This window comes from Comamonas terrae (assembly GCF_001544075.1).
In the GTDB taxonomy this organism is placed as follows: domain Bacteria; phylum Pseudomonadota; class Gammaproteobacteria; order Burkholderiales; family Burkholderiaceae_C; genus Comamonas; species Comamonas terrae.
In genome coordinates this window covers 669,694-696,121 of sequence record NZ_BCNT01000001.1, presented here as the reverse complement: position 1 = coordinate 696,121, position 26,428 = coordinate 669,694, and the positions used below count along the sequence as shown (strand labels likewise).

The window sequence follows — 26,428 nt, the reverse complement described above, 5'->3', positions numbered from 1 at the left end:
AAGCCGCTTGCGGCGGTGGCCATGGCTCAGGCCAGGCTGATCCAGCCGGGCAAGGCGGTGAGCTTCTGCCAGGACTGCACGTCTGGCACGTGGGGCAGTTGCTGCCAGTCGGCCTCGAAGCGCATGCGTTCGCCCGTGGCCGGATGGGGAATTTCCAGCGCCTTGGCATGCAGCCACAGGCGCTGCTGCCCCAGCCGCTCGGCCCACCAGCGGTTGAGGGGCCCCTTGCCATGCGTGGCGTCGCCGATGATGGGATGGGCCACATGCTTGAGGTGGCGGCGTATCTGGTGGCGCCGGCCCGTGGTCGGCAGCGCCTGCACCAGGCTCAGGCGGGTTTGCGGGTGGCGGGCGTCATAGCTTTCGGGCCAGGACAGGCGCGCCAGGCAGTGCAAGGTGGTGTGAGCCTCCTGCACCACGGCGTCCTGCGGCGCATCGTCGGGCTTGAGGGGGTGGTCCACCTCCAGGGTATCGGGCAGCCAGCCGCGCACCACGGCCAGATATTCCTTGCGCGTGGCATGCCCGGCAAAGCTCTTTGCCAGCGCCTGCGCCGCCTGCCGGTGCAGGCCCATTACCAGCACGCCGCAGGTACCTTTGTCCAGCCGGTGCACGGGCCAGACATGGCGGCCCAGCTGGTCGCGCAGCGCCTGCATGACAAAGCGGGTCTCCTGTGCGTCCAGTCCCGTGCGGTGCACCAGCCAGCCCGCAGGCTTGTAGACCGCCACCATGTGTTCGTCCTGCCACAGCACGGTCAGCGGCGCGGTTTCGGAGGCGGGGTCAATAGGCGGAGAGGACGAAATGGACATGGGCCAGGCGGTGATCGTGCGAGGGTGCCGATGGTAGCCGTCAAGCCAAGGGAGGGTGTGTCGCTGGACTTTGCCGCTGCCACAGGCGCGGGCGCGGTGCCTGTCAGACAATGCCAGGCTGCGGTGCTTTCTTCGACCGTTGCCGCATATCGTTTTCCGCGCGCAAGGCGTTTGCTATGGAGATAGGAGCAAACGGGTCCCTTGTACGTGCGCATCCGCTTTCTTTTTTCTGTTATTCCCGTGTCCCTTGTCTTCAAAGGCGTGGCGGTATCCGTGCTCGCATCGGTACTGTTCGGCGCCATCTACTACCTGTCTCCGTTGCTGGTGCCCCTCGACGGCGAGCAGATCTTTGGCTGGCGCGTGCTGATGACGCTGCCATTCACCACGCTGCTGCTGCTCACGCGCAGGGAGTTGCCGGCGGTCGGGGCATTGCTGGCGCGGGCGCGCCGGATGCCGGCCTTCGGCGCCTGCCTGCTGCTCAGCGCCGCGCTGCTGGGGGTGCAGCTGTGGCTGTTCATGTGGGCGCCGCTGCATGGCCGGGCGCTGCCGGTGTCGCTGGGCTATTTCCTGCTGCCGCTGGTCATGGTGCTGGTCGGGCGGTGGCTGTTCGGCGAGCGGCTGACCCGCGGCCAGGCACTGGCGGCCACGCTGGCCGGCATCGGGGTGGCCTGGGAGCTGTGGCGTGCGGGCGGCATGTCCTGGGAAACTTGGCTGGTGGCGCTGGGCTACACCGCCTATTTCTCGCTGCGCCGTCGCATGCATACCGACACGCTGGCCGGCCACTGGGTAGACATGGTGCTGCTGGTGCCGGTTGCCATTACCTTCACCTTGCGCGCGCCGTCCAGCTGGGGCCTGGTGGCGGAGCATGCTTCCCTGTGGGCGTTGTTGCCGCTGCTGGGCATTCTGAGCGCCGTGGCCCTGGCCTTCTACATGATTGCCAGCCGCTGGCTGCCCATGGGGCTGTTCGGCCTGCTGTCCTATGTGGAGCCGGTGCTGCTGGTGGCCGTGGCCTGGCTGCTGGGCGAGAGCCTGCCGCGCGAGCAGTGGCCGGCCCATGCGCTGATCTTCGCGGCCGTGGCCATGCTGGTGCTCGATGGCGCCTTGCATTTGTGGGGTGCACGTTCCAAGAGAACTCACTGAAGCACATGCAGGCCGGCCGCGCAGGCGGCTGCGGCGGGCCAATAATCGGACTCCGGTTTTTTACAACGAAAAGGTAGACATACGCATGGAATCGCAGACATCCCCCATCCGCATCGGCATCATCGGCTACGGCAACCTGGGCCGTGGCGTGGAGGCCGCCATTGCCAGGAATCCTGACATGGTGCTCACGGGGATCTATACGCGCCGCGACCCTTCGCAGCTCAAGCCTTCCCATGCGGGTACGCCCGTCCATGCCATGGACAGCCTGCTGGCGCACAAGGGCCAGCTCGACGTGCTGATCCTGTGCGGCGGCTCCAAGGACGATCTGCCGCGCCAGGCGCCCGAACTGGCCGCGCACTTCAACCTGGTGGACAGCTTCGACACCCATGCCCGCATTCCCGAGCATTTCGCCAATGTGGACAGGGCTGCGCAGGCCGGCCAGACCACGGCGCTGATCTCGGCCGGCTGGGACCCCGGCATGTTTTCCATCAACCGCGTGATGGGCGAGGCCCTGCTGCCCGACGGCGCCACCTATACCTTCTGGGGCAAGGGCCTGAGCCAGGGCCATTCGGACGCGATCCGACGTGTGCCCGGCGTGGCCGGCGGCGTGCAGTACACCGTTCCCGTCCAGGCGGCCGTGGACAAGGTGCGCTCGGGGGTGCGCCCCGAACTGTCCACGCGTGAGAAGCACACGCGCGAATGCTTTGTGGTGCTTGCCGAGGGCGCCGATGCCGAGGCCGTGCGCCAGACCATCGTCGGGATGCCGCATTATTTCGACCAGTACGACACCACGGTGCACTTCATCAGTGCCGAGGAGCTGGCGCGCGAGCACGGCGCCATGCCCCATGGCGGTTTCGTGATCCGCAGCGGCAATACTTCCGACGCCTGCAAGCAGGTCGTCGAATACCGTCTGCAGCTCGACAGCAACCCCGAGTTCACGTCCAGCGTGCTGGTGGCCTATGCACGCGCCGTGCACCGCCTGCGCCAGATGGGGCAGACCGGCTGCAAGACGGTGTTCGATGTGGCGCCGGGCCTGCTCTCGCCCAAGAGCGCCGCCGCACTGCGTGAAGAGCTGCTGTAAGCATTCGCTTTCGCCTCGGCCATGAAAAAGCCCGTCGGCAATGTCGACGGGCTTTTTGCATAAAAACTGTCCCGGAACCAGTATCCACAGGCGCTGGGTGCTATGGATAGTGGTTTTACGGCAGAGGGAGGGTTTCGTCGCCAAAGCCTAGCCGCAATGCATGCTCGCGCACATCCTGCGGCCAGTCGGCCAGCAGCGCCTGGAAGCGGTCCGCATCATGGGTGAACAGCGCGCGCGTGGCTTCCTCGAATCCCGGCAAATCCCCGGCAATGGCCTGCATGAAGTGGTAGGCGCGCTCATGCGCGCGGCGCAGCCTGTCCTGCCCTTCGCTGGCGCGCCGGGCATCCTCGACCAGCTTGCGCAGGGCCACGGAGGCTCCGCCGGGCTGCGCGGCAAGCCACTCCCAGTGGCGTGGCAGCAGCGTGACTTCACGGGCCACGACGCCAAGCCTGGGTCGTCCGCGGCCCCTGGGCATGTCCGCGGCAGCTCCGGTTTCGGGCTGAGGGGCATCTGGCGTGGCCTGGAGCGCTTGCTGTTGCGCGAGCCGTGCAGTCACCTCTTCCTCGCTGCCGCGCATGTCCACGTCGATGGCCTGTCCCGTGGCGTCGTCGAAGATCCAGACAGAGCCCGCGTTGGCGCGGGCATACGCCTGCTTTGCTGCCAGCACATTGGCGAGCAGCGGACCGCCGGCAATGCGCCGATGGCCGTCAAAGCTGGTATAGGTGGAAAGGTTGGCTTGGTTCATGGTCAATATTTTACCCGGACATAAATTTGCGCGCAATATAATCCGGGTAAAAATTTGTAGAGGATGATGCGCAAACCGGCCGCATGCGTGAAAAGGACGCAAAAAAGCCCATGGGCGCGCCAACGGGCTGGAAGTGGATGAAGCTAGGGAAGCGGATCAGGCGTTGCTGTTGGCACCGCTGACCGCGGCGGCGTCCTCCAGCCGGTCCACATCGCGCAGCGGCTTGAACCAAGCCATCCAGCCGCCGACCACGCCCAGCGTGCACAGGCTGCCTACGATGGCGGCCGGCACGGCTCCCATCCAGGAGGCGCTGGTGCCCGCGCGGAACTCGCCGAGCTCGTTGGACGAGCCGATGAACAGCATGTTGACGGCATTCACGCGGCCGCGCATGGAGTCCGGGGTGGAGAACTGCACCAGGGCCGAGCGTATGTACACGCTCACCATGTCGGCCGCGCCCGCGACCGCCAGTGCCAGCATGGACAGCGCAAACCAGTGCGATAGCGCAAAGACCAGATTGGCCAGCCCGAACACGGCCACGGCGCCGAACATCACCTTGCCCACGCGGCGGTTGAAGGGCCGGGCCGACAGCCACAGGCCCATGCCGACTTCCCCCATGGCCATGGACGAGCGCAGCAGGCCCAGACCCTCGGGGCCGACCTTGAGCACCTCGTGCGCATACACGGGCAGCAACGCGACCACGCCGCCCAGCAGCACGGCAAACAGATCCAGCGAGATGGTCCCCAGGATGATCGGGCGTGTGCGGATGAAATGCACGCCCTCCGAAAAGCGCTGCCACATGGACCCCACGGCCGGCGCGATCGCATCGGCATAGCGCACGGGGACGCCTGCCAGCAGCACCGCCGATGCAGCCAGGGCCAGGCCGCTGACCGCATAAGTGAGCACTCCGCCGCCCCAGGCATAGAGCAGGCCGCCCAGCACGGGCGCCGCGATGGAGGCCGTGCGCATCAGCATGCTGTTGGTAGCCAGTGCCTTGGCAAGCTGCTCGCGCGCCACGATCTGCGGCAACAGGCTTTGCAGGGCCGGGCCGCTGAAGGCCCGGCTGCAGCCGAACAGCACCAGCACGGCATAGATCCAGTGCACGTTGTGGACCCCGCTGCGCGTCAGCACCAGCAGCAGTGCGGAGCAGACGGCCGCCACGCTCCAGCTGAAAGTGAGCAGGCGCTTGCGGCTCATGCGGTCGCTCAGGTCGCCTGCGGGGATGAGCAAACCCATCATGGGAATGAACTGGGCCAGGCCCACATAGGCCAGGGCAAGCGGCTCGCGCGTGATGTCGTATACCTGCCAGGCCACGACCACGGCCTGCATCTGCTGGGCGAACATGGCCAGCATGCGGGCCAATACGAAGGAGATGAAGGCGCTGTCGCGTAGCGGTGCGGCAGCGCCTGCCGAAGAGGCTCCGCTGGAAGAGGATGGGGCTGAAGATGGCAAGGTGAAATCCGTGGTCGCTGGCGCCGCCAGCCGGCATGCGAAAGGCCTGCGGCGGTAGATCGCTGTGAACCGCCACCTGCCGGCGAGGGCTGCAGCGGTCGGCGGCAGGCAGGCCGCCAAGTATCGTTGATTGGTGAACTTTCTGCACAGGGGCTGCTTCCGCGCATGCGTCGCTGCGATGGCGCAGCAGGTGAAAGAAGGTGCGCAAGGCCGATATCGGCATGGCCTTTTTCCCCTTTTTTGCGGGCATCGCAGCGCAGGTGCGGGAGGTTGCGCGCGCGCCTCGAGCTGCCGCAAACCGCTGCCGACGATGGCATGCGGCGCGCTCCCACAAAAGCCTGTCCGGGACAGGGCCAACATGCAAGACAGAGATTGAAAAAGGCTCTACAGCCCCTTGTCGAGATGGTGTTGTGCGGTGTTTTGAAGGAGTCTCCATCATGTTGATGTCCATCCAGTACGCGGGCACCCTGCTGGGTCGCAAAGCCGAGATCTTTTTCCCGGACAGCCGGGCACAGGTGCAGTACACCCCGAACGGACAGATGCGTTGGAGCGTGGTCGATTCGCAGGGCCATGTGTCCGAGGGCTGCGAGCAGCTCAGCTATCTGCAACTGAGCGACAGCCTGCACTTTCTCAACTGGATAGAAAAGAACGGCTTCACCGTGAGCCAGGTCATCGACTCGGCCAGCGGCACCGTCCAGGCTTTCTGGTCCTATGCCGATGCCCATTCTGAAACCGGTCATCGTTCCTCCATGTTTGTCGAAGGGCGTTTCCGGCTGTGCTGAGCGCCGCCACAGTTCCTGCGCGCTGAATGCGGCGGGTAGCCGAGGTCTGTTTGTGTCTCCTCCTCTGACGGTACTGTTGCAGGTACCGTTTTTTTTGCAGCCGCCTCCAAGGAATGCCGCCTGCAGGCGTGAAACATTTTGGGGCGGCCCGACGCTGCCGGATGGCTGCCTGTTTTTTCATCAACCAAGACGGAGCCAGCAACGATGCGGTCTTGCGGGGTTGTTCCGCGACTTTTCCACAGGCGGGCCCACAGTCCCTGGGAATAACCTGGCCGCTCCATGGGAGAGGGGCCTTGAAGCCCGTGGCGGGCCTGCATGCAGTGTCAACTAGTTGTCATAACTGGGTTTTTATAGAGGTTTGCCGGGTGGGGTTGTCCGCGGGGCTGCTGGCGACCGGCCAGGGCAGGGCGTGAAACATTCTGCAGGAATGAAAAAAGCCAGCGTCTGCAGGCAATGCAGACACTGGCTCTGGCAGGCGAGGCGTCGAGGCTTTACTTCTTGCCTTTTTCGATGGCGCTTTCCACCACCATGTCCAGCACGTAGGCGTAGCTGGAGGCATCGGCCGGAACGTTCTGCAGCTTGTAGCGGTTGATGCGCAGCACGTTGCCCACTCCGGGCTCATGCTTGTAGCCTTCGATCTCGCTGTAGAAGTTCTCCCACTGGCCGGTGAAGGTCTTCACGCCATTGTCGCCATAGCGGATCTCGCGCACCTTCAGGCACTGGTAGTCCTTGATCACGCCGTGGCTGCAGGCCACGCGCTGGGGCGCGACTTCCAGGAAGATGCGTTCGGGCGCGCTGCCGTACTTGGTGTCGGAGGTGGGCGTGCCGTCCAGCTGCCACTTGGTGCCGTCGATGAATTGCAGCGTCAGGCGCGGAGCTTCCTGGCCCACGCCGAGCTGCACCGCCCATTGCTTGGCCTGGGGCAGGATGCGCGAGACCTTCTGTTCCAGCTGCATGAGCTGGTTGTCGTTGCAGGCGCGCAGGGTGCTCATGGCGCGCTGCATGTTGATGCGCTGGCCTTCGATGGAATAACCGGAGGACATCACATTGCACAGGTTCTTGACGACGACGCGCTGCTCGACAAAGTCCAGCTCCAGCGGAGCCTTGCCCGAACCCGGCGTCAGGAACCAGGTCTGGTCTTCGCCGCCGGCGGGCGTGAAGGCCTGCTGCAGCTTCCAGTGGTAGGCCGTCAGTGTTTTCGCATCACCTGCGGGGCCGCTAGGGCCTGCTTTGCGGGTGCCGCCACCTTCCGTGGTGCCGCAGGCAGCCAGCGTCAGGGAAGCAATCAGGGGAAGGCACCAGGTCCAGCGAGGTTTCATAGAGGTTCCTTAAAGGTTTGAAAAAGTACAACCGAGCAACGCTGGATTCATTTTGTGCACTGCAGTTCCCTTCCAACGGGTTCTGGTGCATAAAAAGCGTGATCTGCATCAAAGCAGCTCCCCAGCGGGAGGCTTGGTTGCCAGCGGCTCACACCATAACCGAAGCCGGGCCCCGGTACGCCCGTTTGCCGCCCCCAGAATGTAAATAACTGCGGTGCGGCCAGCTTGCACGGCAAAGCTGGCCTGTCCATTGCCGGCCGGCAAGTCCCAGGCGGATTCCCGTTTCCGGTGCAGCGGTGCTGGCAAACTGCTACGCTATTAATAGCCCTCCATGCTGGCTTGATAATGGCTGGGGCATTTGTTTGAGCAAGGAGAAATTTGTGGATCGAGGCGCTAAGTTGGTCATGTGCTTGGCCATGTCCCCGCGTACCTTGAAGGGGCTGGCACTGGGTTTGTGCGCGGCAGCGCTGGCGGCGTGCTCCAGCGGCGTCCCGCGCAATGTGCCGCTGCAGGAAACCTTCGATTCGGCATCCACTTTTTCGCGCGGTTTCGATGCGACGCCGGTGCAGACCTGCGAGGCCGCGCGGCGCGCCTTGCTGAGCCAGGGCTATATCGCCAATGCGCGCACCCAGGAGCTGATCGAGGGCCGCAAGAGCTTCCAGCCCGATCCGGATCTGAACCTGGAGATGAGCATCCGCGTGGTGTGCGTGCCCCAGACTTCGGACGGCAAGGTCAGCATCGGTTTCGTCACGGCGCTGCAGGACCGCTACATGCTCAAGAAAAGCGCCAATTCGGCCAGCGTGGGCGTGGGGGCCCTGGGCTCGCTGTCCCTGCCGTTCACCTCGGGCAATGACTCGCTGGTCAAGGTGGGCAGCGAAACCGTCTCCACACGCGGCTTCTACGACAGCTTCTTCGATCTGGTGGAAACCTATCTGCAGAGCGACAAGGAGGCGCCCTGAGGTAAATTTTGATGAAATCGGCCTGAGACCGTTGAGGAGCAAGCGCAGCGTGCTCTCTTTTTATGGATTCTGTGCCAGTCATGAAAGAACGCAGCCACATGGCTGCGTTTTTGTCGGCACAGAACCCGGCCGCATCAGGCGCTGAAGAACAGCGCCGGGTCCACCATGGCGCGGTTGAGCATCACGCTCCAGTGCAGATGCGGGCCCGTGACACGGCCCGTGGCACCGACCTTGCAGAAGACATCGCCGGTATCGAGCCGGTCCCCGACCCGGCAGACCACCTGGCTCAGGTGGCAGTACATGGACAGCAGGCCGCCGCCATGGTCCAGCCAGACCGTGCCGCCGTTGAAGAAATAGTCGCCAACGTCGATGACCCGCCCCGGCAGCGGCGCCTTGACCGGCGTGCCGGTCGGCGCTGCGATGTCCATGCCGCTGTGCGGATTGCGTGGCTGGCCATTGAACACGCGGCGCAGGCCGAACGAGCTGGAGCGGCGGCCCGGTACCGGAACCTGCATCTGCAGGCTGCCGGTGGGCAGGGGCTCGGTAAAGGTGGCCATCACGGTCTTGAGATGGGCAGCCTCGCGCTCGTAGCGCGCATTGTCCTCGGGCGACAGGTCCACCGTCTTGGGCGAGACCTTGAGGCGCTGCTCCACATACCGCTTGTCGCGTACCGTGTAGCCCAGGGTAAGCGAGCGGCCGTCGGCCTTCACGTCGATGCGCTGTTCGCCCGGTGCGGTAGACAGAGGAATGCCGACGAGGGCGGTCCATTCGATCATGTCGCCCACCACCAGAACCCGGGCTTCGCCTGCCATGGCCAGCGGCCGGGTGGATGCAGGTCCCAGCGAGAGCCTTGCGACGCCGCCGGGCACGCGGCTGTCCTGAGGCCAGGGCAGGCCGTCGCCAGCAGGCCCTGCGGGTTGATGGGAACGAGCGGCCCAGGCCGGTGCGGCGGCGAACAGCGCCGTCTGCGCCAGCCGCTGCAGCAGATGCCGGCGCTCTTGGGGAAAGAGAGGGGTGGAAGGTTTTTCGGTTGGCATGGTGCGCATCAGGTTCTGCACGCATTGTGCTGCATTGCTATCGATAGCAGAGCTGCACGCGTTGGAAGCTTCGATGACGGGGAGGACAGGTTTTTTGAGCAGGCGCCGATGCCACTCAGGGCTGGCGCATGCGCCGGGCCAGATCCGCGTGCCCCCGTTCGTCCAGGGCCTGGGCCGCGCCCAGCCGGTCGCGTTCGTGCTTGTTCTGGCCCAGCTTGAACTTGCCTTCCAGCCGTTCGACGGCGATCTCCAGGCCCACGATGGCGCCCAGCATGCGCTGCAGGTAGTCGGGCGGGGCATCGCTCATCTTCCAGGGCGCCTGGGCATTGTTCAGCGCTTCATGCCGGCGCGTGAGCCGGCCCACCACGCCGCGCACGAACTTTTCATCGTCGCGCACCTTGATGCGGCCGTGCGCATGGACCACGCGGTAGTTCCATGTCGGCACCTGCTCGTGGGTCTCGTGCTTGCTGGGATACCAGTCGGGGGAGATATAGGCGTGCTCGGCGCGGAAGATCACCAGCACCGGGCCGCCGTCCCGGACCTGCTGCCACACGGGGTTGGCGCGGGCCACATGGGCGATCAGGCGCGGCGGAGCGCTTTCCCCCTGCAGCAGTTCGAAAGGCAGGTGATTGGCGTCCAGCCCCGCATCGGACTGAGTGACCAGGCAACCGAGCGGATGGGCCTGGATCAGGGCATGCAGGGCAGTCGGGTCGTCGACCTGGAAAGGGCTGGGGTTGTACATGAGGCGCTGCGGCGGAATAGGGTGCAAGAAAGCTCCCCCTGTTTATACCGTGTGCCGCTGGGGAAATTCTTTTCGCGCGCAGCCGTGTTGCTGACCTCTTTCAAACGGCAGTGCGGTGCAATGGGAAACCGCTTGCGTTGCAAGGCCAGTGGTCAGGCAAGGCAGGCACCGCTCAGCGCCTCTCATGCTCCCCGTGCGAGCGGGCTTCGGCGCGCGCCGCCTGCATGCGGGCCTGCTGTTCGGCCTGGTGCTGCTGGCGCTGGGCCTGCTCCTGGGCGCGTTGCTGCTGCATCTGCTGCTGGCGCTGGGCCTGCTCCTGGGCGCGCTGCTGTTGCATCTGCTGCTGGCGCTGGGCCTGTTCCTGGCCGCGTTGCTGCTGCATCTGCTGCTGGCGCTGGGCCTGTTCCTGGGCACGCTGCTGCTGCATCTGCTGCTGGCGCAGGGCCTGCTCCTGGGCGCGCTGCTGCTGCATCTGCTGCTGGCGCTGGGCCTGCTCCTGAGCGCGTTGCTGCTGCATCTGCTGCTGGCGCTGGGCCTGTTCCTGAGCGCGCTGCTGCTGCATCTGCTGTTGGCGCTGGGCCTGTTCCTGGGAGTGCTGCTGCATCTGGGCCTGCTGCTGTTCACCTGCCTGCAGCGGGGCCTTTTGCGCGATGGCGGCCTGGGTCTGCGGCCCCTGAGGCCCTGCCGGATGGGCGGCGGCGGAGCGGTCATGCAGCGCATGCGGTGGCATGAAGGCATGGGCGCCGGGCGCTTGGGGCATGCCGGGCGATGGGCCTTGCCCCTGGGCAAAGCCGGGGCGTCCCTGCGGCGGATTTGCGGGGATGCCCGGCGCCTGCTGTCGCTGATTCATCAAGGCATGGCTGCCGGCCGCCAGTGCCGCGGTGCCGGCCACGGTTCCGGCTGCGCCTGCCGCCATGGCGCCCGGCGGCAGTCCATGCTGCGGAGCGAAGCTGCCGGCCGCCGCCTGGGGCTGCGCTGGCCGTGCCCCGTGTCCGCCTGCGCCGTTTTCATAGACGTTGTTCACCTGGATGTTGTCCGTGCGGCGAATGTTCTGCACCACGGTGCGCGACTGCGATACATAGGTGGTGTTGTTGTAGACCACGGCGGGGCGGGCCTGGGGCGGCGGGCGGTCTCCATGTTGCCAGCGCCTGTCGGGGTCGCCCCAGTGCATGTTCCAGGAGTTCCAGCCCCAGGAGGGATGCCTGTCCATGGATTCGGCCAGCACAATGCCAGCACCAAAGCCCAGCAGGCCGGCCATCACGGGCACGCCGACCACAGGCGCCGGCGGCGGAACCTCCACATAGCGGTAACCGCCATACACGGGTAGCGGCTGTCCGTAGACCACGCCGGGGTTGTACTGGGGAACATAGACGGTGTCCACCTGCGAGGGGGCGATTTCGATGTACTGCTCCGGCGGCTCGATGACCGGCTCGGGCAGCGGCGTGGCCAGGGCTCCGGGCGTATAGGCGACGGCAGAGGGCGTGGGGGCCACGTTGACCCTGAGCTGTTTGGAGGTCTTGAGCGTGCCGGCCTTGTAGGCGCGGTTGCGCATGACCTGTATGGCGTTCATCACATCCGATGGATCGTTGTAGTAAGCCTTGCCCAGGGCGGTGGTCCAGGGCAGGTTGGAGGCCATCTGCTCCAGCACATTCGGGAACTGGGTCAGCGATTTGACGGACGGATCCCAGTTCTGGGCATTGACGGCATTGGCCAGCGCGGTTTTCTGAAGCCCGGGATTCTGGCCAAGCCAGGCTTCGGCGGCGCCGATCTGGTCCGGATAGGTGGCTCCGGCCAGGATCTGGGCCACCAGCTTGTCGGGGTACAGCGCAATGGGCGCCACCATCTGGTAGAGCACGTCGGGGGCGGGAGGCACATAGGCGGCTGGCTGCGGCTGCACGGCCTCGGCCGCCGTGGCCGGAGCGGGGGCCGCCGCCGTATTGTCCGCCTTGATGGGGGAATCCTTGTCGTTGCAGGCGCTCAGTGCCATGGCGGCAGCCAGGGCAACAATGCCCGGGCGCCAGCGAGGGATGGCCTTGCCGTGGGGCTGCCTGTGCAGCGGGGGCCGGTTCCTGGGGAAATGCGACATCTGACGCTCCTTGCGCCGCGCCGTGCGGACCACGGTGCTTTGGCGGATGCTGTTTTAACGCCAGTGTTGAGCCGCTGTTGACAGAGTGTTGTAAGCAAAGTAACCGTGTAGCTGCAGGCTGGCTGCGTTTTGTCAGCTGATTTTGATAGCGGCTGGCGCCGAACGGTATTGGGCTGCAGCCGAAAAACAGTGAAATCTTTGCAAGCCATGAAAAAGGCCTGCACGGGGCAGGCCTTGACGGGGCGAAGGAGCGGGAAGCTCTTTCGGATACGCGGCTACATCATTCGGCCATCGAGCCCATGAGCGTGGCCGCGTCCAGGGTGTCCAGCGGCTTGCCGTTGACCTTGATCTCGCCGTTCTCGAACTGCATCTGCGTGGTCATGATGCCGGCCTTGTCCTCGAACACGCCCCGCTCCAGCAGGGCGTCCATCTGTTCCTTCACATTGGCCTGGATGGCCGTGTCCAGTTCCTCCTTGTCGAACTCCTGCTCGCTGTCCTCCACCAGGGCCAGATAGGAGCGGCGCGCACGCTGGCCGATCAGGTCCTCCATCACGGCCTTGGGCAGCTGGGCATGGAGGCTGAGCTTGAGGTCCTTGAACAGCGTGCTCATGTTGGAGCCATCGCCCTGGTACTTGAATGCGGCGCCGAGTTCGCTCACGCCGTCCTTGGTGCGCATGGCCAGGCGCTTGATCTCGATCTCGGGCTTGCGGGCCAGGGCCTGTGTCATGCCCTTCATCAGGGCATTGCGCAGGTCGTCGTCCTCCGCTTGTGCTTCTTCGGACTCTTCGCCTTCAGCCATGGCGGCGCGCCTGCGTTGGCCCAGCTCCATGGCCTGGTTGATCCAGGCCGAATCGATGTTGTGGAAGGCCACTTCCAGCGCCAGGTCGTCGGCCTTGCGGTCCTCCAGCTGGGCGCTCTTGATGCCGCCCTTGATGGTGACCTCCACCACGTCGTTCTGGAGCACGGTGTCGGTGTCGAGGCTCAGGTCCTGCACAAAGGAGGGCAGCTTGTCCGCGTCCTCGGGCTGGGCCGCGAGCTTGGCCAGCGACACCGCGAACGGGCCGGTCCAGAACTGCTGGCCCTGGGGCTGCTTCAGGTCGAAGCGCATGGTGGCGCTTTCCATGGCCATGCTGCCGCCTTCGCTGCCCTTGAACTGCAGCGAAGGAAAGCTGGCCGTGCCCTTGGCGGCCTTCATGTCGGCGGGCATGTCCCACTCGATCTTCATGCCGCCCCAGTTGAGGTCGGAGCCTTCGATCTTGCCGGTCACCACCGGCGAAGTCATCAGGTTCGAGGTGCTGCGCGTCCAGCCCACCTTGGTGGTCAGCTCCACAGGCGCACGGCCGGCGAGAGCGGCCTTCAGGTCCTCGCCGGCATCGTCGGGCAGGCGAAACAGGGTATGCACTTCGGCGGCATGGCCGCGCGGCAGCGGGCCGTGGCTGATCTGGTGGTCGGCCGTGAACTGCAGGGGCTCGTCCTCGCCACCCCGTTCGTAGGTCCAGACCGTCTTGGCGGTCGAGGTGAACGTGCCGCGCTCGTAGCTCAGGACCTGGATTTTCAGGCCGTCGCGGCTCCATTTGGCCGCTGCATCCTGGAAGCCCTGTTCCAGCTTGCCGCCCATGTAATAGCTGGTGCCGAGGACTCCCGCGACGACGACCACGGCTGCGGCGGCAATGCCTGCGCCTGCTTTTTTATTCATGAAAGTCTTTCTTCAGGTAGGGGAAGATGGGGTGCGGCTGCAAGGCCGGCCACCGAGCAAGCTGCGCGAGCAAGCAGATAAGCAAGGCGAGACCGGAGCGATTCGGCTTTGAGGCGGTTTTCTCTGGACGGGCCCGCACCCGGGAAAGCGCAGATTCTAGGAAAAATATCCGGATACAGAAATAAAGCCCCGGCCCATGGCGTGAATTTTTGTGAAATTGCGCGCTGCTTTGAATGCTCTGCTGTTTTCAAAATGCCGCACATAATCCTTGCACTACTGAAACTGATAGCTGCTGGCGCTCAGGCACAAAGGGCTGCAAGGCAAAAAAATATCCCGAATGACGGACTGAAGCGCGAAGGGATTGTTCGAAGTGGCAGAAAAGAAAAAGGCCGCCATGACGGCGGCCTTTTCGCATTGTTTGGAACCTGAGGAAGGGTTTTCTATTTGCCCCAGGAATCCTTGAGGCCGGTGATTTTGTTGAATACCGGCTTGTCGCTGCGGTGGTCCTTGCGATCGGCCACGAAATAGCCAAAGCGCTCAAACTGGTATTTATCGTCGGGCCGGGCGGATTTCAGCGAAGGCTCCACATAGGCCGTCACGATCTTGAGGCTGTCCGGATTGAGCAGGGCCAGGAAATCCTTGCCGCCTGCATCGGGCTGGGGATCGGTGAACAGGCGGTCGTAGAGGCGCACCTCGGCCTGCAGGCCATCGGCCACGCCCACCCAGGTGATGGCGGCCTTGACCTTGACGCTGTCGGCGCCGGGGGTGCCGCTCTTGGTGTCGGGCACCACGGTGGCCAGCACCTTGGTCACGTTGCCGTCTGCATCCTTCTCGCAGCCCGTGCACTCGATCACGTAGCCGCCCTTGAGGCGCACCTTGTTGCCCGGGAACAGCCGCTTGTAGCCCTTGGGCGGCACTTCGGCGAAGTCCTCGCGCTCGATCCAGACTTCGCGGCCCAGCGTGAAATGGCGCTCCGGAACGTTCTCGCCTTCGGCGTGGTGGGGCAGGGCGGGCAAAGCGCACTGCTCCAGGTGATCGGCGCTGCCGAACACCTCGGCCCAGTTGGTCAGCTCCAGCTTCACCGGCTCCAGCACCACCATGGCGCGATGGGCCTGGTTCTCCAGGTCCTCGCGCAGGCAGCCGTCCAGCGTGCCGTAGTCGATCCAGGCGTAATCCTTGGTCACGCCGATGCGCTCGCAGAAATTGCGGATGGACGCCGGTGTGTAGCCGCGGCGGCGCATGCCGACGACGGTGGGCATGCGCGGATCGTCCCAGCCGGCCACGAAGTGGTTGTCCACCAGGTGCTTGAGCTTGCGCTTGCTGGTGATCACGTAGGTCAGGTTCAGGCGCGAGAACTCGTACTGGCGCGGCTGGGGCGCATCGATCAGGCCGCCGGCGCGCAGGTGGTCCAGCAGCCAGTCGTAGAACGGGCGCTGGTCCTCGAATTCCAGCGTGCAGATCGAGTGGGTGATGTGCTCGTACGCATCCTCGATCGGGTGCGCAAAGGTGTACATCGGATAGATGCACCACTTGCTGCCGGTGTTGTGGTGCTCGGCGTGGCGCACGCGGTAGATGGCCGGATCGCGCAGGTTGATGTTGGGCGAGGCCATGTCGATCTTGGCACGCAGCACGGCGGCGCCGTCGGCCAGCTTGCCATCCTTCATGTCGGCAAAGCGCTGCAGGTTCTCGGCCACCGTGCGGTCGCGGAACGGGCTGTTCACGCCGGGGCGGGTGAAGTCGCCGCGGTTGGCCTTCATCTCCTCGGCCGACTGCTCGTCCACGTAGGCCAGACCCTGTTCGATCAGGTAGACCGCGCAGCGGTGCATGAAGTCGAAGTAGTTGCTGGCGAAGTACAGGTTCTCGTGGCCGTCCGGATCCTTCCAGTCGAAGCCCAGCCATTGGACGGCATCGATGATGCTGTCCACATATTCCTGGTCTTCCTTTTCCGGGTTGGTGTCGTCAAAGCGCAGGTGGCACACGCCGCCGAAGTCGCGCGCCAGGCCGAAGTTCAGGCAGATGGACTTGGCATGGCCCACATGCAGGTAGCCATTGGGCTCGGGCGGAAAGCGGGTGCGGATGCGGGCTTCGTCCACCTGGCCCTGCTGGTGGTGCTGGGCGTCGCCGGGCGTGCCGCCCCAGTGGCGCTGGGCGTAGGTACCCTTGTCCAGGTCCGATTCGATGATCTGGCGCAGGAAGTTGGTGGGCTTGACCGCTTCGGCAGCGGCATTGGTGTTTTGGGAGGCGTCAGCAGAGCTCATCGCGCCATTTTAGGCGCCCTGCCATGCCCTCGCGTTTACGGGTGGACACAGCGGTGCAGCATTTGGACACAAAGTTCCTCGCAATTCATGCCATCCTAACGGCCGTCTCATGCGTTGTATCGTCAGGGCCGGTGTGCAGAGCGTAAGCAGCCAGGCCGGGCCCCACGGGCATTTCGAAAATTAGAGGAGAGTTGGCAATGATCAAAGCAACTTCTGCGTGGATTGCAAAACTGCTGGGTGCTGGTGCGCTGGCCGCAGCAGGTTTGATGGCTGCCGGCGCTGCCCAGGCGCACGGTGGCGTGAGCCTGTCCGTGGGCATCGGCGTGCCCGGCGTGGCCGTGGGTGCTCCCGTGTATGCCGCTCCGTATGTGGCGCCGGCTCCTGTCTATGTGGCGCCGCGGCCCGTCTACTATGCGCCTCCGGCACCGGTGTACTATGCGCCGCCCGTATACCGCCCGGCCCCTGTCGTGGTGGTGCCCGGCCCCGGCTACGGCTACTACCGCCATGGCCATCGCCATTGGCACGGCGGCCGCTACTATCGCTGAGCCATGAATGCGCGGCCTCGGGTGCGCCTTCCTGCATGAGGAGGCGGCCCGCGCGGCGCAGGAACATCTCCGTTTGGAATCACGGCTGCCAGGGCAGCCGTTTTTATTGCGCCGTGGCGGGCGCGCGGGCTCGCATAATGCACGCCAGTCATCAACCTGGAGAGCAAGCCCGTGAAAACCGTCTATGTGCTGAATGGCCCCAACCTGAACCTGCTGGGGATGCGCGAGCCCGCGATCTACGGTTCGGCGACGCTGGACGACGTGCGCCAGCTGTGCGAACAGGCCTGTCAGCGCCATGGGTTGACGTTGGAGTTCCGCCAGAGCAACCATGAAGGGGAGCTGGTGGACTGGATCCATGAAGCCGGCCGCATCCATGCGCAGGGCGGCCTGGCCGCAGTGGTGATGAATGCCGCAGCCTATACCCATACCAGCGTGGCCCTGCTGGATGCCGTCAAGGGCACCGGCGTGCCGCTGGTGGAGCTGCACATCAGCAATGTGCATGCGCGCGAGAGCTTTCGCCACCATTCCTATCTGGCCGCGGCTGCGCGCGCCGTCATGTGCGGCTTCGGTGTGGCAGGTTACAGGCTGGCCATCGATGCAGTGGCCGCCTGGTAAGGTGGGACTGCTCCTGTTTTCGTAAATCTCGGTAACTTTGAGAGAAACGTCTGACAAATTTCCAGAAATCCACTGCAGGCACGGACGGCGATAGCCGTGTACAGGACGGGGGCAGACAGCCCCTCGAGGCTGCGGCGCTGGAGGCACAGGCCTGCCGTGTACTGACGCCTCTGGGCGATGGCGGCGGTCATATGGTCTGGCATGGCTGGAAGCCCGCCGACGGCAAGGCGCACGGCCTGCCATTGGTGCTGCTGCACGGCGGCAGCGGCAGCTGGACGCACTGGCTGCGTGCCATAGAGCCGCTGGTGCAGGCCGGCCATGCGCTGTGGTTGCCCGATCTGCCGGGCTTTGGCGATTCCGACCTTGTCCCCGGCGGCACCGATGCGGACAGCATGCTGGCGCCGCTGGCCCGGGGCATACGGCAATTGCTGGGTGACTGCGCAGGCGGACCGGTCTGCGACCTCGTCGGCTTTTCGTTCGGCGGCATGACGGCCGGCATGCTGGCCGCCGAGTATCCGTCACTCGCGCGCCGGCTGGTGCTGGTGGGGGCGCCGGGCATGGGCCTGTCCGACGGGCGGGCCGTGCGGCTCAAGGGCTGGCGCCATCTGGCGACGACGGACGCACAGATGCAGGCGCACCGCTACAACCTGCAGGCGCTGATGCTGCATGACGCGGCGCTGATCGATGACGCCACGCTGGCTCTGCATGCGCACAATGTGGCGCGCGACCGGCTGCCGCGCCGGCGCCTGTCGCAGACCGATATCCTGGCGCGGGCGCTGGCCCGGATACCGGGCCCGGTGGCGGCGATCTACGGCGAGCATGACCCGCTGTACGCAGGCCGCATGCAGGCCTTGCAGGAAAAGCTGATGCTCCAGACCGGCGGGCGGGTGCACTGGCAGGAGATACCCGGTGCCGGACACTGGGTGCAGCATGAAAAGCCCCGGGCCTTTGCCGCGGCTTTGCTCGCAGCGCTGGCGCACCCTGCGCACCAAGGGCGGCAGCCATGAGGGCCGAGCTGCCGGAGCTGACCGAGGACGATGTGCAATGGACGGCCGTGCGCTCGCAAGGGCCTGGCGGACAGCATGTGAACAAGGTGGCCAGCGCCGTGCACCTGCGTTTCGATATCGCCGGCTCGTGCCTGCCGGCCGATGTCAAGCAGCGCCTGCTGGCCCTGGGCGATGGGCGCATCACCGGCGAAGGTGTGGTCGTGATCAAGGCGCAGAAATTCCGCACGCAGGAGCACAACCTCTGGGATGCCTTGCAGCGGCTCAACGCCCTGGTGGCCAGCGTGGCTGCGCCGCCGCGTCCGCGCAAGGCCACCCGGCCCACCTGGGCTTCCCAGCAGCGGCGCCTGCAGGGCAAAAGCCTGCGCGGCGCGACCAAGGCCTTGCGCGGACGACCGCGCGACTGGTGAGCGACGCGGCGGGCGTAGGCCGTACATGACCGGCCGCGGCATCCGGGGACAGGCTTCAGCGCCGCAGGCTGGCATGCCAAAGGCGAGGCCGGCCTGCACAATAGGGCCATTGCGGCATGGGTATATTCAGTTTTGATAGCGGCTCGCGCTTTCCTGCAAAGCGCTGAAGTCGTTTTTGAAGATGAATCTGCCCATGCCCCGGATATGCAAGGAAACCGCCATGATTGCCATTACCGATTTGTCACTGAGCTTTCTGGAGCGGCCGGCCGAGCCGGAGCCGGGCCGCGCACCCTGGCTGCTGGTGCTCATGCACGGCGTGGGCAGCAACGAGCACGACCTGATGGGCCTCGCGCCGTTCGTGCCGGCGCAGTTCCATGTGATCAGCCTGCGCGCGCCGTTTGTCATGGGGCCGGGGGCCTATGCCTGGTTCCAGTTCACGGTGGATGCCGACGGCACGCGCCATATCGATGTGCAACAAGAGCAGCAGGCGCGCAAGCTGGTGCAGCAGGCCGTGGAGCAGGCCGCACGGCTGCTGGACATTCCGTCCGGACGCGTGGTCGTGGGCGGCTTCAGCCAGGGCGGCATCATGGCGCTGAGCCAGCTGCTCACGCAGCCGCAGACCCTGCGCGCCGCCATGGCCTGGCATAGCCGCCTGCTGCCCGAGGTGCTGCCGCAGCAGGCGCCCGATGCCGCGCTGGCCGGAAAATCCCTGTGGGTCAGCCACGGCACCTACGACAATGTGATCCCGCTGACCAGCGCCCACGCCATCCGCGACCGGGCCAAGCGCCTGCCCTTGAACCTCTGCTACCAGGAATATCCGGGTGCCCACGAGATCCGGCCCGAGGAGCTGCGGGCCAGCATGCAGTGGCTCGAGGATCTGGCGCGCTGACCGGTTTTTAGTGGCCGGCGGTCTTGGAAAACAGGTTGATGACCAGCACGCCGGCAACGATGAGGCCCATGCCCGCGAGGGCGGGCGCATCCAGGCGCTGGCCCTGCCAGAAAAAGGCCACGGCGGAGACCAGCACGATGCCCACGCCCGACCAGATGGCATAGGCCACGCCCGTGGGGACGGTGCGCAGCGTGAGCGAAAGAAAGTAGAACGCCACCACATAGCCCGCGATGGCCACCAGCGTAGGCCCGAGGCGCGTGAAGCCCGAGGCCTTGGCCAGGAACGAGGTGGCAATCACTTCGGCCACAATGGCCAGGCCCAGGTACAGGTAATTCGTCATGGGTGTTGAATCTACAAGGACTTGCGCGCAAGCAGGTGCGTGCGCAAGCCTGCTTGCCGGTATGGAGAATGCGCGATGAATACTGCCACGACGCCTCAGCCAGGAACTCCCCAGCCCATAGACGAGCCGCAGGATGTGCCGCCGGGCGAGATTCCGCCGCAGCCCCAGGATATGCCGCCCAACATCTGATGCGGATCGCCGCCCCAGTAGGGGGCCTTCCATGGCGGCGCAAGGCCGCAAAGGCCTAGATGGCCGGATAGCTGCCCGTGCCCTCGGGCCACGGGGTGAGCACCTCGAAACCGGTTTCGGTCACGGCCACCATGTGCTCCCACTGGGCCGACAGCGACTTGTCGTTGGTGATCACGGTCCAGCCGTCGCTGAGTTCGCGCGTGGCGGCCTTGCCGGCATTGAGCATGGGCTCGATCGTGAAAATCATGCCCGTCTGCAGCACCAGCCCCTGACCCGGCGTACCGTAGTGCAGCACCTGGGGCTCGTCGTGGTAGACCTTGCCGATGCCGTGGCCGCAGTATTCGCGCACCACGCTGAAGCGCTCGCGCTGGGCCACGCTCTGGATGGCGTGGCCTATGTCGCCCAGGGTGGCGCCGGGGCGCACGGCGCGTATGCCCGCCAGCAGGGCCTCGTAGGTGGTGTCGACGAGGCGCCTGGCCTGGCTGCCGGGCTGGCCCACGTAGTACATGCGGCTGGTGTCGCCGATCCAGCCTTCGGGCGTGGTCACGGCCACGTCCACGTTCACGATGTCCCCGTCCTTGAGAATCTGCTTGGCATCCGGGATGCCGTGGCAGACCACATGGTTGACGGAGGTGCACACCGTCTTGGGAAAGCCGTAGTAGCCGACGTTGGTGGGCGTGCAGTGCAGCTCGTCCACGATGTAGTCATGGCAGAGCCGGTCCAGCTTTTCGGTGCTGACACCCGGCTGCACATGGGGGGTGAGCATGGCCAGCACACGGGCGGCCAGCCCGCCGGCCGTGCGCGAAAGCGCAATCTCGTCGGGCCCGTGCAGGGGAATGCTGCGTTGCTTGCCGCGCTTCATTGCGCACCTCCGGCACGGTGTTCGGCGATGCAGCCGCAGGCTGCACGGAAAAAATGGATCTGCTGCGGACGCAGATGGGCCGGGGTGTTGACGATTGCCATGGACCCGCATCATAGGAGTTTTGCGTTTTCCACTGCCGGCGGTCAGGCGCTCGCAGATCGTGAACACGTTCTTAGGCGGCCTGCGGGCCGGCTCGCCGGTCCTCGACCGTGAATTTCGCCAGCGTGTAGATGGGGCTGTCGGCGCGCAGCGGATTGGCCACGGCGCGCAGCTCGTTGTTCCAGCGCTGGGGCGTGATCTCGGCCAGGCCGTAGCCGCGTTCCTCGCAGCGCGCGAACAGCACCTGGGGGTTGTGGGCGACCACGGCATCGACCTTGGCCTGCGTGGTGCCGCTGCGCGAGCTGATGGAGGTGCCGCAGAATTCGCTGGCGATCACCGGATTGGCCTTGTCGGGGGCCAGGTGGGCCTGCAGCGGCACCGCGCACACATAGTTCTGATGGATGTCGCCGCCCAGCAGCACGCTGTTGCGCGGCGCGCTCTGGGCGATCTGCTGGACCAGGCGCTGGCGCGCCGCAGGATAGCCGTCCCAGCTGTCGGTGGACTGCTTGCCGGAGGGATAGCGGCGCGTGCTGAACAGCGTGGTCTGCGCCAGCACGCTCCAGATGGGCGCCTGGGCCTTGCCCTGGCCGTCGCCCTGCAGCTGCCGGTACAGCCATTGCTCCTGCTCCCAGCCGAGAAAGCTGCGCGCGGGATCGTCTAGCTGGGCGCATTCCTGCGGCAGGACCGAGCCCGCATCGGTCTGCCCAGGGGCGCGGCAGGCCTGGATGCCGCGGTACTGGCGCCCGTCGAGCAAATGCAGGCGCACCAGATTGCCCCAGCGCAGGTCGCGGTACAGCGACAGTCCCTGGAAGCTGCGCTGCAGGACCGGGGCGCGCAGCGGCATGTTCTCGTAGAACGCCTGCCAGGCCGCCATGCGGCGGGCCAGGAACCGGGCCGGATCGCCGCGCCCGTTGTCGGAGGCGTAGTCGTTTTCGACTTCATGGTCGTCCCAGATGACGGCCCAGTTGCAGGCCGCATGGGCAGCCTGCAACTGCGGGTCGCTCTTGTGCAGGGCATAGCGGTCGCGGTAGTCGCCCAGGGTCTGGGCCGTGCGCAGCGGCTGGGTGCGTGCCAGCCCCAGGGTCATGGCCGGGGTGGCGTATTCATAGATGTAGTCTCCCAGGAACAGCACCATGTCCGGCGCATCCTGCGCCACCTGGGCCCAGGCCGCGTAGTAGCCGTGCTCCCAGCGCTGGCAGGAGGCATAGGCCAGGCGCAGGCGCGAAACCCTGGCATGCGCGGCCGGCGCCGTGCGGCAGCGGCCGGTGGCGCTGGCGGCATCGCCCAGCATGAAGCGGTAGTGGTACCAGCGGTCGGGCGCCAGGCCGTTGACCTGCACATGGACCGCATGGCCCCATTGCGGCAGCGCCATGGCCTCGCCCTGGTCGACGATGCGAGTGAAGCCCTCGTCATGGGCCAGTTCCCAGCGCAGCTTGAGCGGCGGCAGGGCCGGGGCGTCCATCTCGCCCAGACCTGCCAGCGGCGGCGTGAGCCGGGTCCAGAGCAGCACGTTGTCCGGCTCCGGGTCGCCGCTGGCCACGCCCAGCGTGAATGGGTTGTGGCGGATTCTCTCGCCCTGGCGAGCCCAGGCCGGCAGAGCGCCGATGGCTGTGGCCAGGCCGCCGGCCAACAGGAAGCGGCGACGGTCTGAAAAAGGGACGGATAGGCAGGGCAGGCAGGGCATGGCAGCACCTCCAGGTGCTTGGTGGGCTTGGTATGGCGTGCAGTATCGCCTGCCTGGGGGGCTGTACGGCCGACCGGCACCGTGGCGTGCCGGTCGGCCGCTTGCGCTGCAGGTGCTCAGTCGTTGACCAGGACCAGCTTGCCCTGTACCTGGCGCGAGCCCATGCGCGCATAGGCAGCGTGCAGTTCGCCCATGGGCATGGTGCGGTCGATCACCGGCTTGATCCTGTCCTGGGCGTACCACTGGGCCAGCTCCTGCATCATGGCGGCGTTGTTCTGCGGCTCGCGCTTGGCGAAATCGCCCCAGAACACGCCGACCAGCGAAGCGCCCTTGAGCAGGGCCAGGTTCAGCGGCAGCGAGGGAATCGGGCCCGAGGCAAAGCCGATGATCAGGTAGCGGCCGCGCCAGGCAATGGAGCGGAAGGCCGGCTCGGCGAAGTCTCCGCCTACGGGGTCGTAGATCACGTCGGGGCCCTTGCCGCCGGTGGCCGCCTTGATGGCTTCGCGCAGGTCGCCCTGGCTGTAGTTGATGGTGGCGTCGGCTCCCTGGGCTTTGCACAGTGCGCACTTCTCGTCGGTGGACGCCGCCGCGATCACGCGGGCGCCCGCGGCCTTGGCAATCTGTATGGCTGCCGTGCCCACGCCGCCGGCCGCGCCCAGCACCAGCACGGTCTCGCCCGGCTTGAGCTGCCCGCGGTCGATGAGGGCGTGGTGCGAGGTCGCATAGGTCATGATGAAGGCCGCCGCGTCGACGAAGCTGAAGCTGTCGGGCAGCGGCATGCACAGCGCCGCAGGCGCCAGCGTGTGGGTGGCAAAGCCGCCCGTGCCCGACAGGCAGGCCACATGCTGGCCGACCTTGAGATGCGTGACACCTTCCCCCACGGCCTGCACCACGCCCGCGTATTCGGAGCCCGGCACAAAGGGCAGGGGAGGCTTGATCTGGTACTTGTTCTGCACGATCAGCAGATCGGGAAAGTTCAGGCTGGCTGCCTTGACCTGCAGCAGCACCTGGCCGGGGCCGGGGGCGGGTGTCGGCAGTTCGGACCATTGCAAAGCGTCGACGCCCGTGGGCGTGGTGCAAAGCCATGCGTGCATGTTGTCTCCTTGTCGGTTCTGTACGGCCCCGAGGGGCCCGGGAATGTCGCTGCCGATCATAGAAGTGTGGTGGGAATGCCGCGTGTCCCACCGGTGACGAGCTGCCCGCCTACAATCCGCTGCATTCCCTGCTGTATCCATGAAGATTCTTATTTGTAACGACGATGGCTTCCAGGCCCCTGGCATCGTGGCCTTGTACGAGGCCTTGCGCACGGTGGCCGACGTCGAAGTCGTGGCGCCGGAGCACAACAACAGCGCCAAATCCAACGCCCTGACACTGAATGCGCCTCTGTACGTGCATCAGGCGCACAACGGTTTCCGCTATGTGAACGGCACGCCGGCCGACTGCGTGCACATCGCGCTGACCGGGCTGCTCGGCTACCGGCCCGATCTGGTCGTCTCGGGCATCAACAATGGCGCCAACATGGGCGACGACACCATTTATTCGGGCACGGTGGGCGCGGCCATGGAGGGGTATCTCTTCGGTATCCCGTCGATTGCCTTTTCCCAGGTGGACAAGGGCTGGGGCGAGCTGGAGGCCGCCGCCGCCACCGCGCGCCAGCTGGTGCAGAACATGCAGTCCCAGAACCTGATCGGCTCGGCGCCCTGGCTGCTGAACGTGAACATTCCCAACATGCCGTTGTCGGCGCTCAAGCCCGTCAAGCTGTGCCGCCTCGGGCGCCGCCATGCGGCGGAGAAGGCCATCGTGCAGCAAAGCCCGCGCGGCGAAACCATGTACTGGATCGGCAGTGCCGGCGCCGCCATGGACGATGTGGAGGGCACGGACTTCCATGCCACGGCCAACGGCCATGTCTCGATGACGCCGCTGCAGATCGATCTGACGGACCATGACCGCCTGGGCTACTGGGCCCAGACGGTCGGCAAGCTCACGGGAACAGGGCCGGGCTCGCAGGCGCAGGCGGGGGCACAGTGAACGAACGCCGCTCTGCCTCTTCCCCGATGCCGGGCTGGGTTGCGCGCTCGGCGCAGCCGCAGGCCGCCATCGCGAAACCCGTGCTGGCGCGTTCGCCCGCGGCCCCGGTGGCCGCCCGCTCGCCCGCGCCGGCCGTGGGCGTCGGGCTGGACTCCGCTGCGGTGCGGGTGCGCATGGCGCAGCGCCTGGAGGCCGCAGGCATCACCCATCCCGGCGTGCTGCATGCCATGGCCAGCGTGGAGCGCCATCGCTTTGTGGACAGCGCCCTGGTCAACCAGGCCTACGAGGACACCAGCCTGCCCATAGGGCTCGGGCAGACCATTTCCAAGCCCAGCGTGGTGGCCCGCATGGTGGAGCTGCTGCTGGGCTCGGAGGCCGCCAGGTCCGGCCTGGGCCGGGTGCTGGAGATCGGCACCGGCTGCGGCTACCAGGCGGCCGTGCTGTCCCGGGTGGCCCGCGAGGTGTATTCGATCGAGCGCCTGCGCGGGCTGCACGAAAAGGCCCGCCATAATCTGCGTCCTTGGCGACTGACCAATGTGCATCTCATCCTGGGCGATGGCATGCAGGGTTTTGTCAACGGCGCGCCTTATGCCGGCATTATTTCTGCAGCAGGCGGCAATTCCATCCCCGATGCCTGGTGCGACCAGCTCGCCGTGGGTGGACGCCTGGTGGCGCCGGTCGTGGTCGGCGACGGCAAGCAGGCACTGCTGGTGATTGACAAGAGTTCACATGGATTTAAGCAGTCAATTTTGGAAGCAGTGAATTTTGTCCCTCTAAAATCGGGGATCGCCTAGAAGGGAAAAAGCTTATGTTGGTAACGCGAAGTCTTGGGGCTTGGGGCACGGTTGTTCTGGCAGGTGTGATCCTGGCCGGCTGCTCGACCCAGGCAAACAGGGCTCCTGTGGAGGACCGCGGACAGTCGGCCTCCTCCGCTTCCGGGATGGATAAACCCTTGCCCGGTGCAGAAAACGCCGGCAAGCCCGGTTATTACACGATCAAGCCTGGCGACACGCTGATCAAGATCGGCCTGGAGCATGGCCAGAGCTGGAAAGACATTGCACGCTGGAACAATCTCGACAATCCCAATGTGATCGAGGTGGGCCAGGTCGTGCGCGTGGTGCCGCCTGGAAGCACGGGCACCGCCGTGGCATCGAGCGGATCGACGTCGGGCCGCGGCGTGGCCCCGGTGGTGGTGACGCCCATCGGCAGTTCCAGCAGCGCCGGCAGCTCCAGCACGGCAACGCCGGCGCCCACGCCTGTGGCCGCACCGACGCCTGCGCCGGCAGCCAAGGGCGCCGACGATGTGGACTTCATCTGGCCGGCCAGCGGTACGCTGATCGCGGGCTTCGACGAGGCGCGCAACAAGGGCTTCGACATCGGCGGCAAGGCCGGCGATCCCGTGGTCGCCGCGGCCGACGGCCGCGTGGTGTATGCGGGTGCCGGCCTGCGCGGCTATGGCAACCTCATCATCCTCAAGCACAACAACACCTATCTGACGGCCTATGCCCACAACCAGTCGCTGCTGGTCAAGGAAGACCAGACGGTGAAGAAGGGCCAGAAGATTGCCGAGATGGGCAGCACCGACGCCGATCGCGTGAAGCTGCACTTCGAAGTGCGCCGCCAGGGCAAGCCTGTCGACCCCGCGCGCTATCTGCCTTCGCGTTGA

The 26,428-nt window shown here is 65.9% G+C and carries 25 protein-coding genes; 12 read left to right on the top strand and 13 right to left on the bottom strand.

Annotated elements, in window-relative coordinates; all coding sequences use genetic code 11:
• Positions 1 to 26 precede the first annotated feature (26 nt).
• Positions 27 to 803, bottom strand: a complete 777-nt coding sequence (locus tag Cte04_RS03245) for a pseudouridine synthase (protein ID WP_066471600.1) — start codon at positions 801 to 803, stop codon at positions 27 to 29.
• Between the two features lie 240 nt (positions 804 to 1,043).
• Here Cte04_RS03245 and rarD point away from each other — a divergent pair, with 240 nt between their 5' ends.
• Together rarD and Cte04_RS03235 are read left to right on the top strand one after the other, a co-directional pair.
• Complete coding sequence (rarD, locus tag Cte04_RS03240) at positions 1,044 to 1,943, top strand: EamA family transporter RarD (RefSeq protein WP_066472013.1); 900 nt, start codon at positions 1,044 to 1,046, stop codon at positions 1,941 to 1,943.
• A gap of 85 nt (positions 1,944 to 2,028) precedes the next feature.
• Positions 2,029 to 3,024 (top strand): diaminopimelate dehydrogenase, encoded by a 996-nt coding sequence (locus Cte04_RS03235; RefSeq protein WP_066471598.1) that lies wholly within the window; start codon positions 2,029 to 2,031, stop codon positions 3,022 to 3,024.
• Between the two features lie 115 nt (positions 3,025 to 3,139).
• Here the strand turns inward: Cte04_RS03235 and Cte04_RS03230 are convergent, their stop codons facing one another.
• Together Cte04_RS03230 and Cte04_RS03225 are read right to left on the bottom strand one after the other, a co-directional pair.
• Entirely contained in the window at positions 3,140 to 3,769 is a 630-nt protein-coding gene (locus Cte04_RS03230; protein WP_066471590.1) for a DUF2239 family protein, read from the bottom strand.
• Between the two features lie 156 nt (positions 3,770 to 3,925).
• A complete protein-coding gene (locus Cte04_RS03225; protein ID WP_174522876.1) occupies positions 3,926 to 5,218 on the bottom strand; it encodes an MFS transporter in 1,293 nt (430 codons plus the stop codon).
• A gap of 437 nt (positions 5,219 to 5,655) precedes the next feature.
• Here Cte04_RS03225 and Cte04_RS03220 point away from each other — a divergent pair, with 437 nt between their 5' ends.
• Positions 5,656 to 6,000, top strand: coding sequence for a MoaF-related domain-containing protein (locus Cte04_RS03220; protein ID WP_245633267.1), 345 nt, complete (start codon positions 5,656 to 5,658; stop codon positions 5,998 to 6,000).
• Between the two features lie 491 nt (positions 6,001 to 6,491).
• Here the strand turns inward: Cte04_RS03220 and Cte04_RS03215 are convergent, their stop codons facing one another.
• A complete protein-coding gene (locus tag Cte04_RS03215; protein WP_066471587.1) occupies positions 6,492 to 7,319 on the bottom strand; it encodes an META and DUF4377 domain-containing protein in 828 nt (275 codons plus the stop codon).
• A 416-nt stretch (positions 7,320 to 7,735) separates the two neighbouring features.
• Between Cte04_RS03215 and Cte04_RS03210 the strand changes: the two genes are divergently transcribed.
• On the top strand, positions 7,736 to 8,278 hold the full coding sequence (locus tag Cte04_RS03210; RefSeq protein ID WP_066472004.1) for a DUF2242 domain-containing protein: 543 nt from the start codon (positions 7,736 to 7,738) through the stop codon (positions 8,276 to 8,278).
• 134 nt (positions 8,279 to 8,412) lie between these two features.
• Here Cte04_RS03210 and Cte04_RS03205 read toward each other — a convergent pair whose 3' ends face one another.
• The 5 genes from Cte04_RS03205 to Cte04_RS03185 form a co-directional block, all read right to left on the bottom strand.
• Positions 8,413 to 9,315 carry a M23 family metallopeptidase gene (locus Cte04_RS03205; RefSeq protein ID WP_066472002.1) on the bottom strand — a complete coding sequence of 301 codons (903 nt, stop codon included), beginning with the start codon at positions 9,313 to 9,315 and terminating at the stop codon, positions 8,413 to 8,415.
• 115 nt (positions 9,316 to 9,430) lie between these two features.
• The gene (locus Cte04_RS03200) at positions 9,431 to 10,057 is read right to left on the bottom strand and encodes an FMN-binding negative transcriptional regulator (protein ID WP_066471578.1); all 627 of its coding nucleotides are present in this window, start codon (positions 10,055 to 10,057) and stop codon (positions 9,431 to 9,433) included.
• A gap of 172 nt (positions 10,058 to 10,229) precedes the next feature.
• Positions 10,230 to 12,143 carry a DUF3300 domain-containing protein gene (locus Cte04_RS03195; RefSeq protein ID WP_083526467.1) on the bottom strand — a complete coding sequence of 638 codons (1,914 nt, stop codon included), beginning with the start codon at positions 12,141 to 12,143 and terminating at the stop codon, positions 10,230 to 10,232.
• A gap of 280 nt (positions 12,144 to 12,423) precedes the next feature.
• The gene (locus Cte04_RS03190) at positions 12,424 to 13,839 is read right to left on the bottom strand and encodes a YdgA family protein (protein ID WP_066471575.1); all 1,416 of its coding nucleotides are present in this window, start codon (positions 13,837 to 13,839) and stop codon (positions 12,424 to 12,426) included.
• A 440-nt stretch (positions 13,840 to 14,279) separates the two neighbouring features.
• Positions 14,280 to 16,097, bottom strand: coding sequence for a glutamine--tRNA ligase/YqeY domain fusion protein (locus tag Cte04_RS03185; protein WP_066471567.1), 1,818 nt, complete (start codon positions 16,095 to 16,097; stop codon positions 14,280 to 14,282).
• Between the two features lie 197 nt (positions 16,098 to 16,294).
• Between Cte04_RS03185 and Cte04_RS03180 the strand changes: the two genes are divergently transcribed.
• The 5 genes from Cte04_RS03180 to Cte04_RS03160 all read left to right on the top strand — a co-directional run bounded on the left by Cte04_RS03180 (position 16,295) and on the right by Cte04_RS03160 (position 19,560).
• Positions 16,295 to 16,642 carry a hypothetical protein gene (locus Cte04_RS03180; RefSeq protein WP_370671014.1) on the top strand — a complete coding sequence of 116 codons (348 nt, stop codon included), beginning with the start codon at positions 16,295 to 16,297 and terminating at the stop codon, positions 16,640 to 16,642.
• 171 nt (positions 16,643 to 16,813) lie between these two features.
• Positions 16,814 to 17,257 carry a type II 3-dehydroquinate dehydratase gene (gene aroQ, locus Cte04_RS03175; RefSeq protein WP_066471564.1) on the top strand — a complete coding sequence of 148 codons (444 nt, stop codon included), beginning with the start codon at positions 16,814 to 16,816 and terminating at the stop codon, positions 17,255 to 17,257.
• A 137-nt stretch (positions 17,258 to 17,394) separates the two neighbouring features.
• Positions 17,395 to 18,264 carry an alpha/beta fold hydrolase gene (locus Cte04_RS03170; RefSeq protein ID WP_066471562.1) on the top strand — a complete coding sequence of 290 codons (870 nt, stop codon included), beginning with the start codon at positions 17,395 to 17,397 and terminating at the stop codon, positions 18,262 to 18,264.
• Positions 18,261 to 18,671 (top strand): alternative ribosome rescue aminoacyl-tRNA hydrolase ArfB, encoded by a 411-nt coding sequence (gene arfB / locus Cte04_RS03165; protein ID WP_066471559.1) that lies wholly within the window; start codon positions 18,261 to 18,263, stop codon positions 18,669 to 18,671. Before Cte04_RS03170 ends, arfB begins: the two co-directional genes overlap by 4 nt.
• Before the next feature lie 220 nt (positions 18,672 to 18,891).
• Positions 18,892 to 19,560 (top strand): alpha/beta hydrolase, encoded by a 669-nt coding sequence (locus tag Cte04_RS03160; RefSeq protein ID WP_370671013.1) that lies wholly within the window; start codon positions 18,892 to 18,894, stop codon positions 19,558 to 19,560.
• A gap of 7 nt (positions 19,561 to 19,567) precedes the next feature.
• On the opposite strand, the gene Cte04_RS03155 is transcribed toward Cte04_RS03160, so the two are convergent.
• The 4 genes from Cte04_RS03155 to Cte04_RS03140 all read right to left on the bottom strand — a co-directional run bounded on the left by Cte04_RS03155 (position 19,568) and on the right by Cte04_RS03140 (position 23,828).
• Positions 19,568 to 19,900, bottom strand: coding sequence for an SMR family transporter (locus Cte04_RS03155; RefSeq protein ID WP_066471553.1), 333 nt, complete (start codon positions 19,898 to 19,900; stop codon positions 19,568 to 19,570).
• A gap of 244 nt (positions 19,901 to 20,144) precedes the next feature.
• Complete coding sequence (gene map / locus Cte04_RS03150; protein WP_066471548.1) at positions 20,145 to 20,951, bottom strand: type I methionyl aminopeptidase; 807 nt, start codon at positions 20,949 to 20,951, stop codon at positions 20,145 to 20,147.
• A 172-nt stretch (positions 20,952 to 21,123) separates the two neighbouring features.
• The gene (locus Cte04_RS03145) at positions 21,124 to 22,734 is read right to left on the bottom strand and encodes an alkaline phosphatase D family protein (protein ID WP_066471544.1); all 1,611 of its coding nucleotides are present in this window, start codon (positions 22,732 to 22,734) and stop codon (positions 21,124 to 21,126) included.
• Positions 22,735 to 22,850: 116 nt separating this feature from the next.
• Positions 22,851 to 23,828 carry an NADPH:quinone oxidoreductase family protein gene (locus Cte04_RS03140; RefSeq protein WP_066471977.1) on the bottom strand — a complete coding sequence of 326 codons (978 nt, stop codon included), beginning with the start codon at positions 23,826 to 23,828 and terminating at the stop codon, positions 22,851 to 22,853.
• A gap of 139 nt (positions 23,829 to 23,967) precedes the next feature.
• Here Cte04_RS03140 and surE point away from each other — a divergent pair, with 139 nt between their 5' ends.
• Genes surE through Cte04_RS03125 form a run of 3 tightly spaced genes read left to right on the top strand, consistent with a single transcriptional unit; the run spans position 23,968 to position 26,428 of the window.
• Positions 23,968 to 24,762 (top strand): 5'/3'-nucleotidase SurE, encoded by a 795-nt coding sequence (surE, locus tag Cte04_RS03135; protein WP_066471535.1) that lies wholly within the window; start codon positions 23,968 to 23,970, stop codon positions 24,760 to 24,762.
• A 26-nt stretch (positions 24,763 to 24,788) separates the two neighbouring features.
• Positions 24,789 to 25,556, top strand: coding sequence for a protein-L-isoaspartate(D-aspartate) O-methyltransferase (locus tag Cte04_RS03130; protein WP_157081817.1), 768 nt, complete (start codon positions 24,789 to 24,791; stop codon positions 25,554 to 25,556).
• Positions 25,557 to 25,570: 14 nt separating this feature from the next.
• Positions 25,571 to 26,428: a peptidoglycan DD-metalloendopeptidase family protein gene (locus Cte04_RS03125; protein WP_066471530.1), complete on the top strand. Its 858-nt coding sequence runs from the start codon at positions 25,571 to 25,573 to the stop codon at positions 26,426 to 26,428.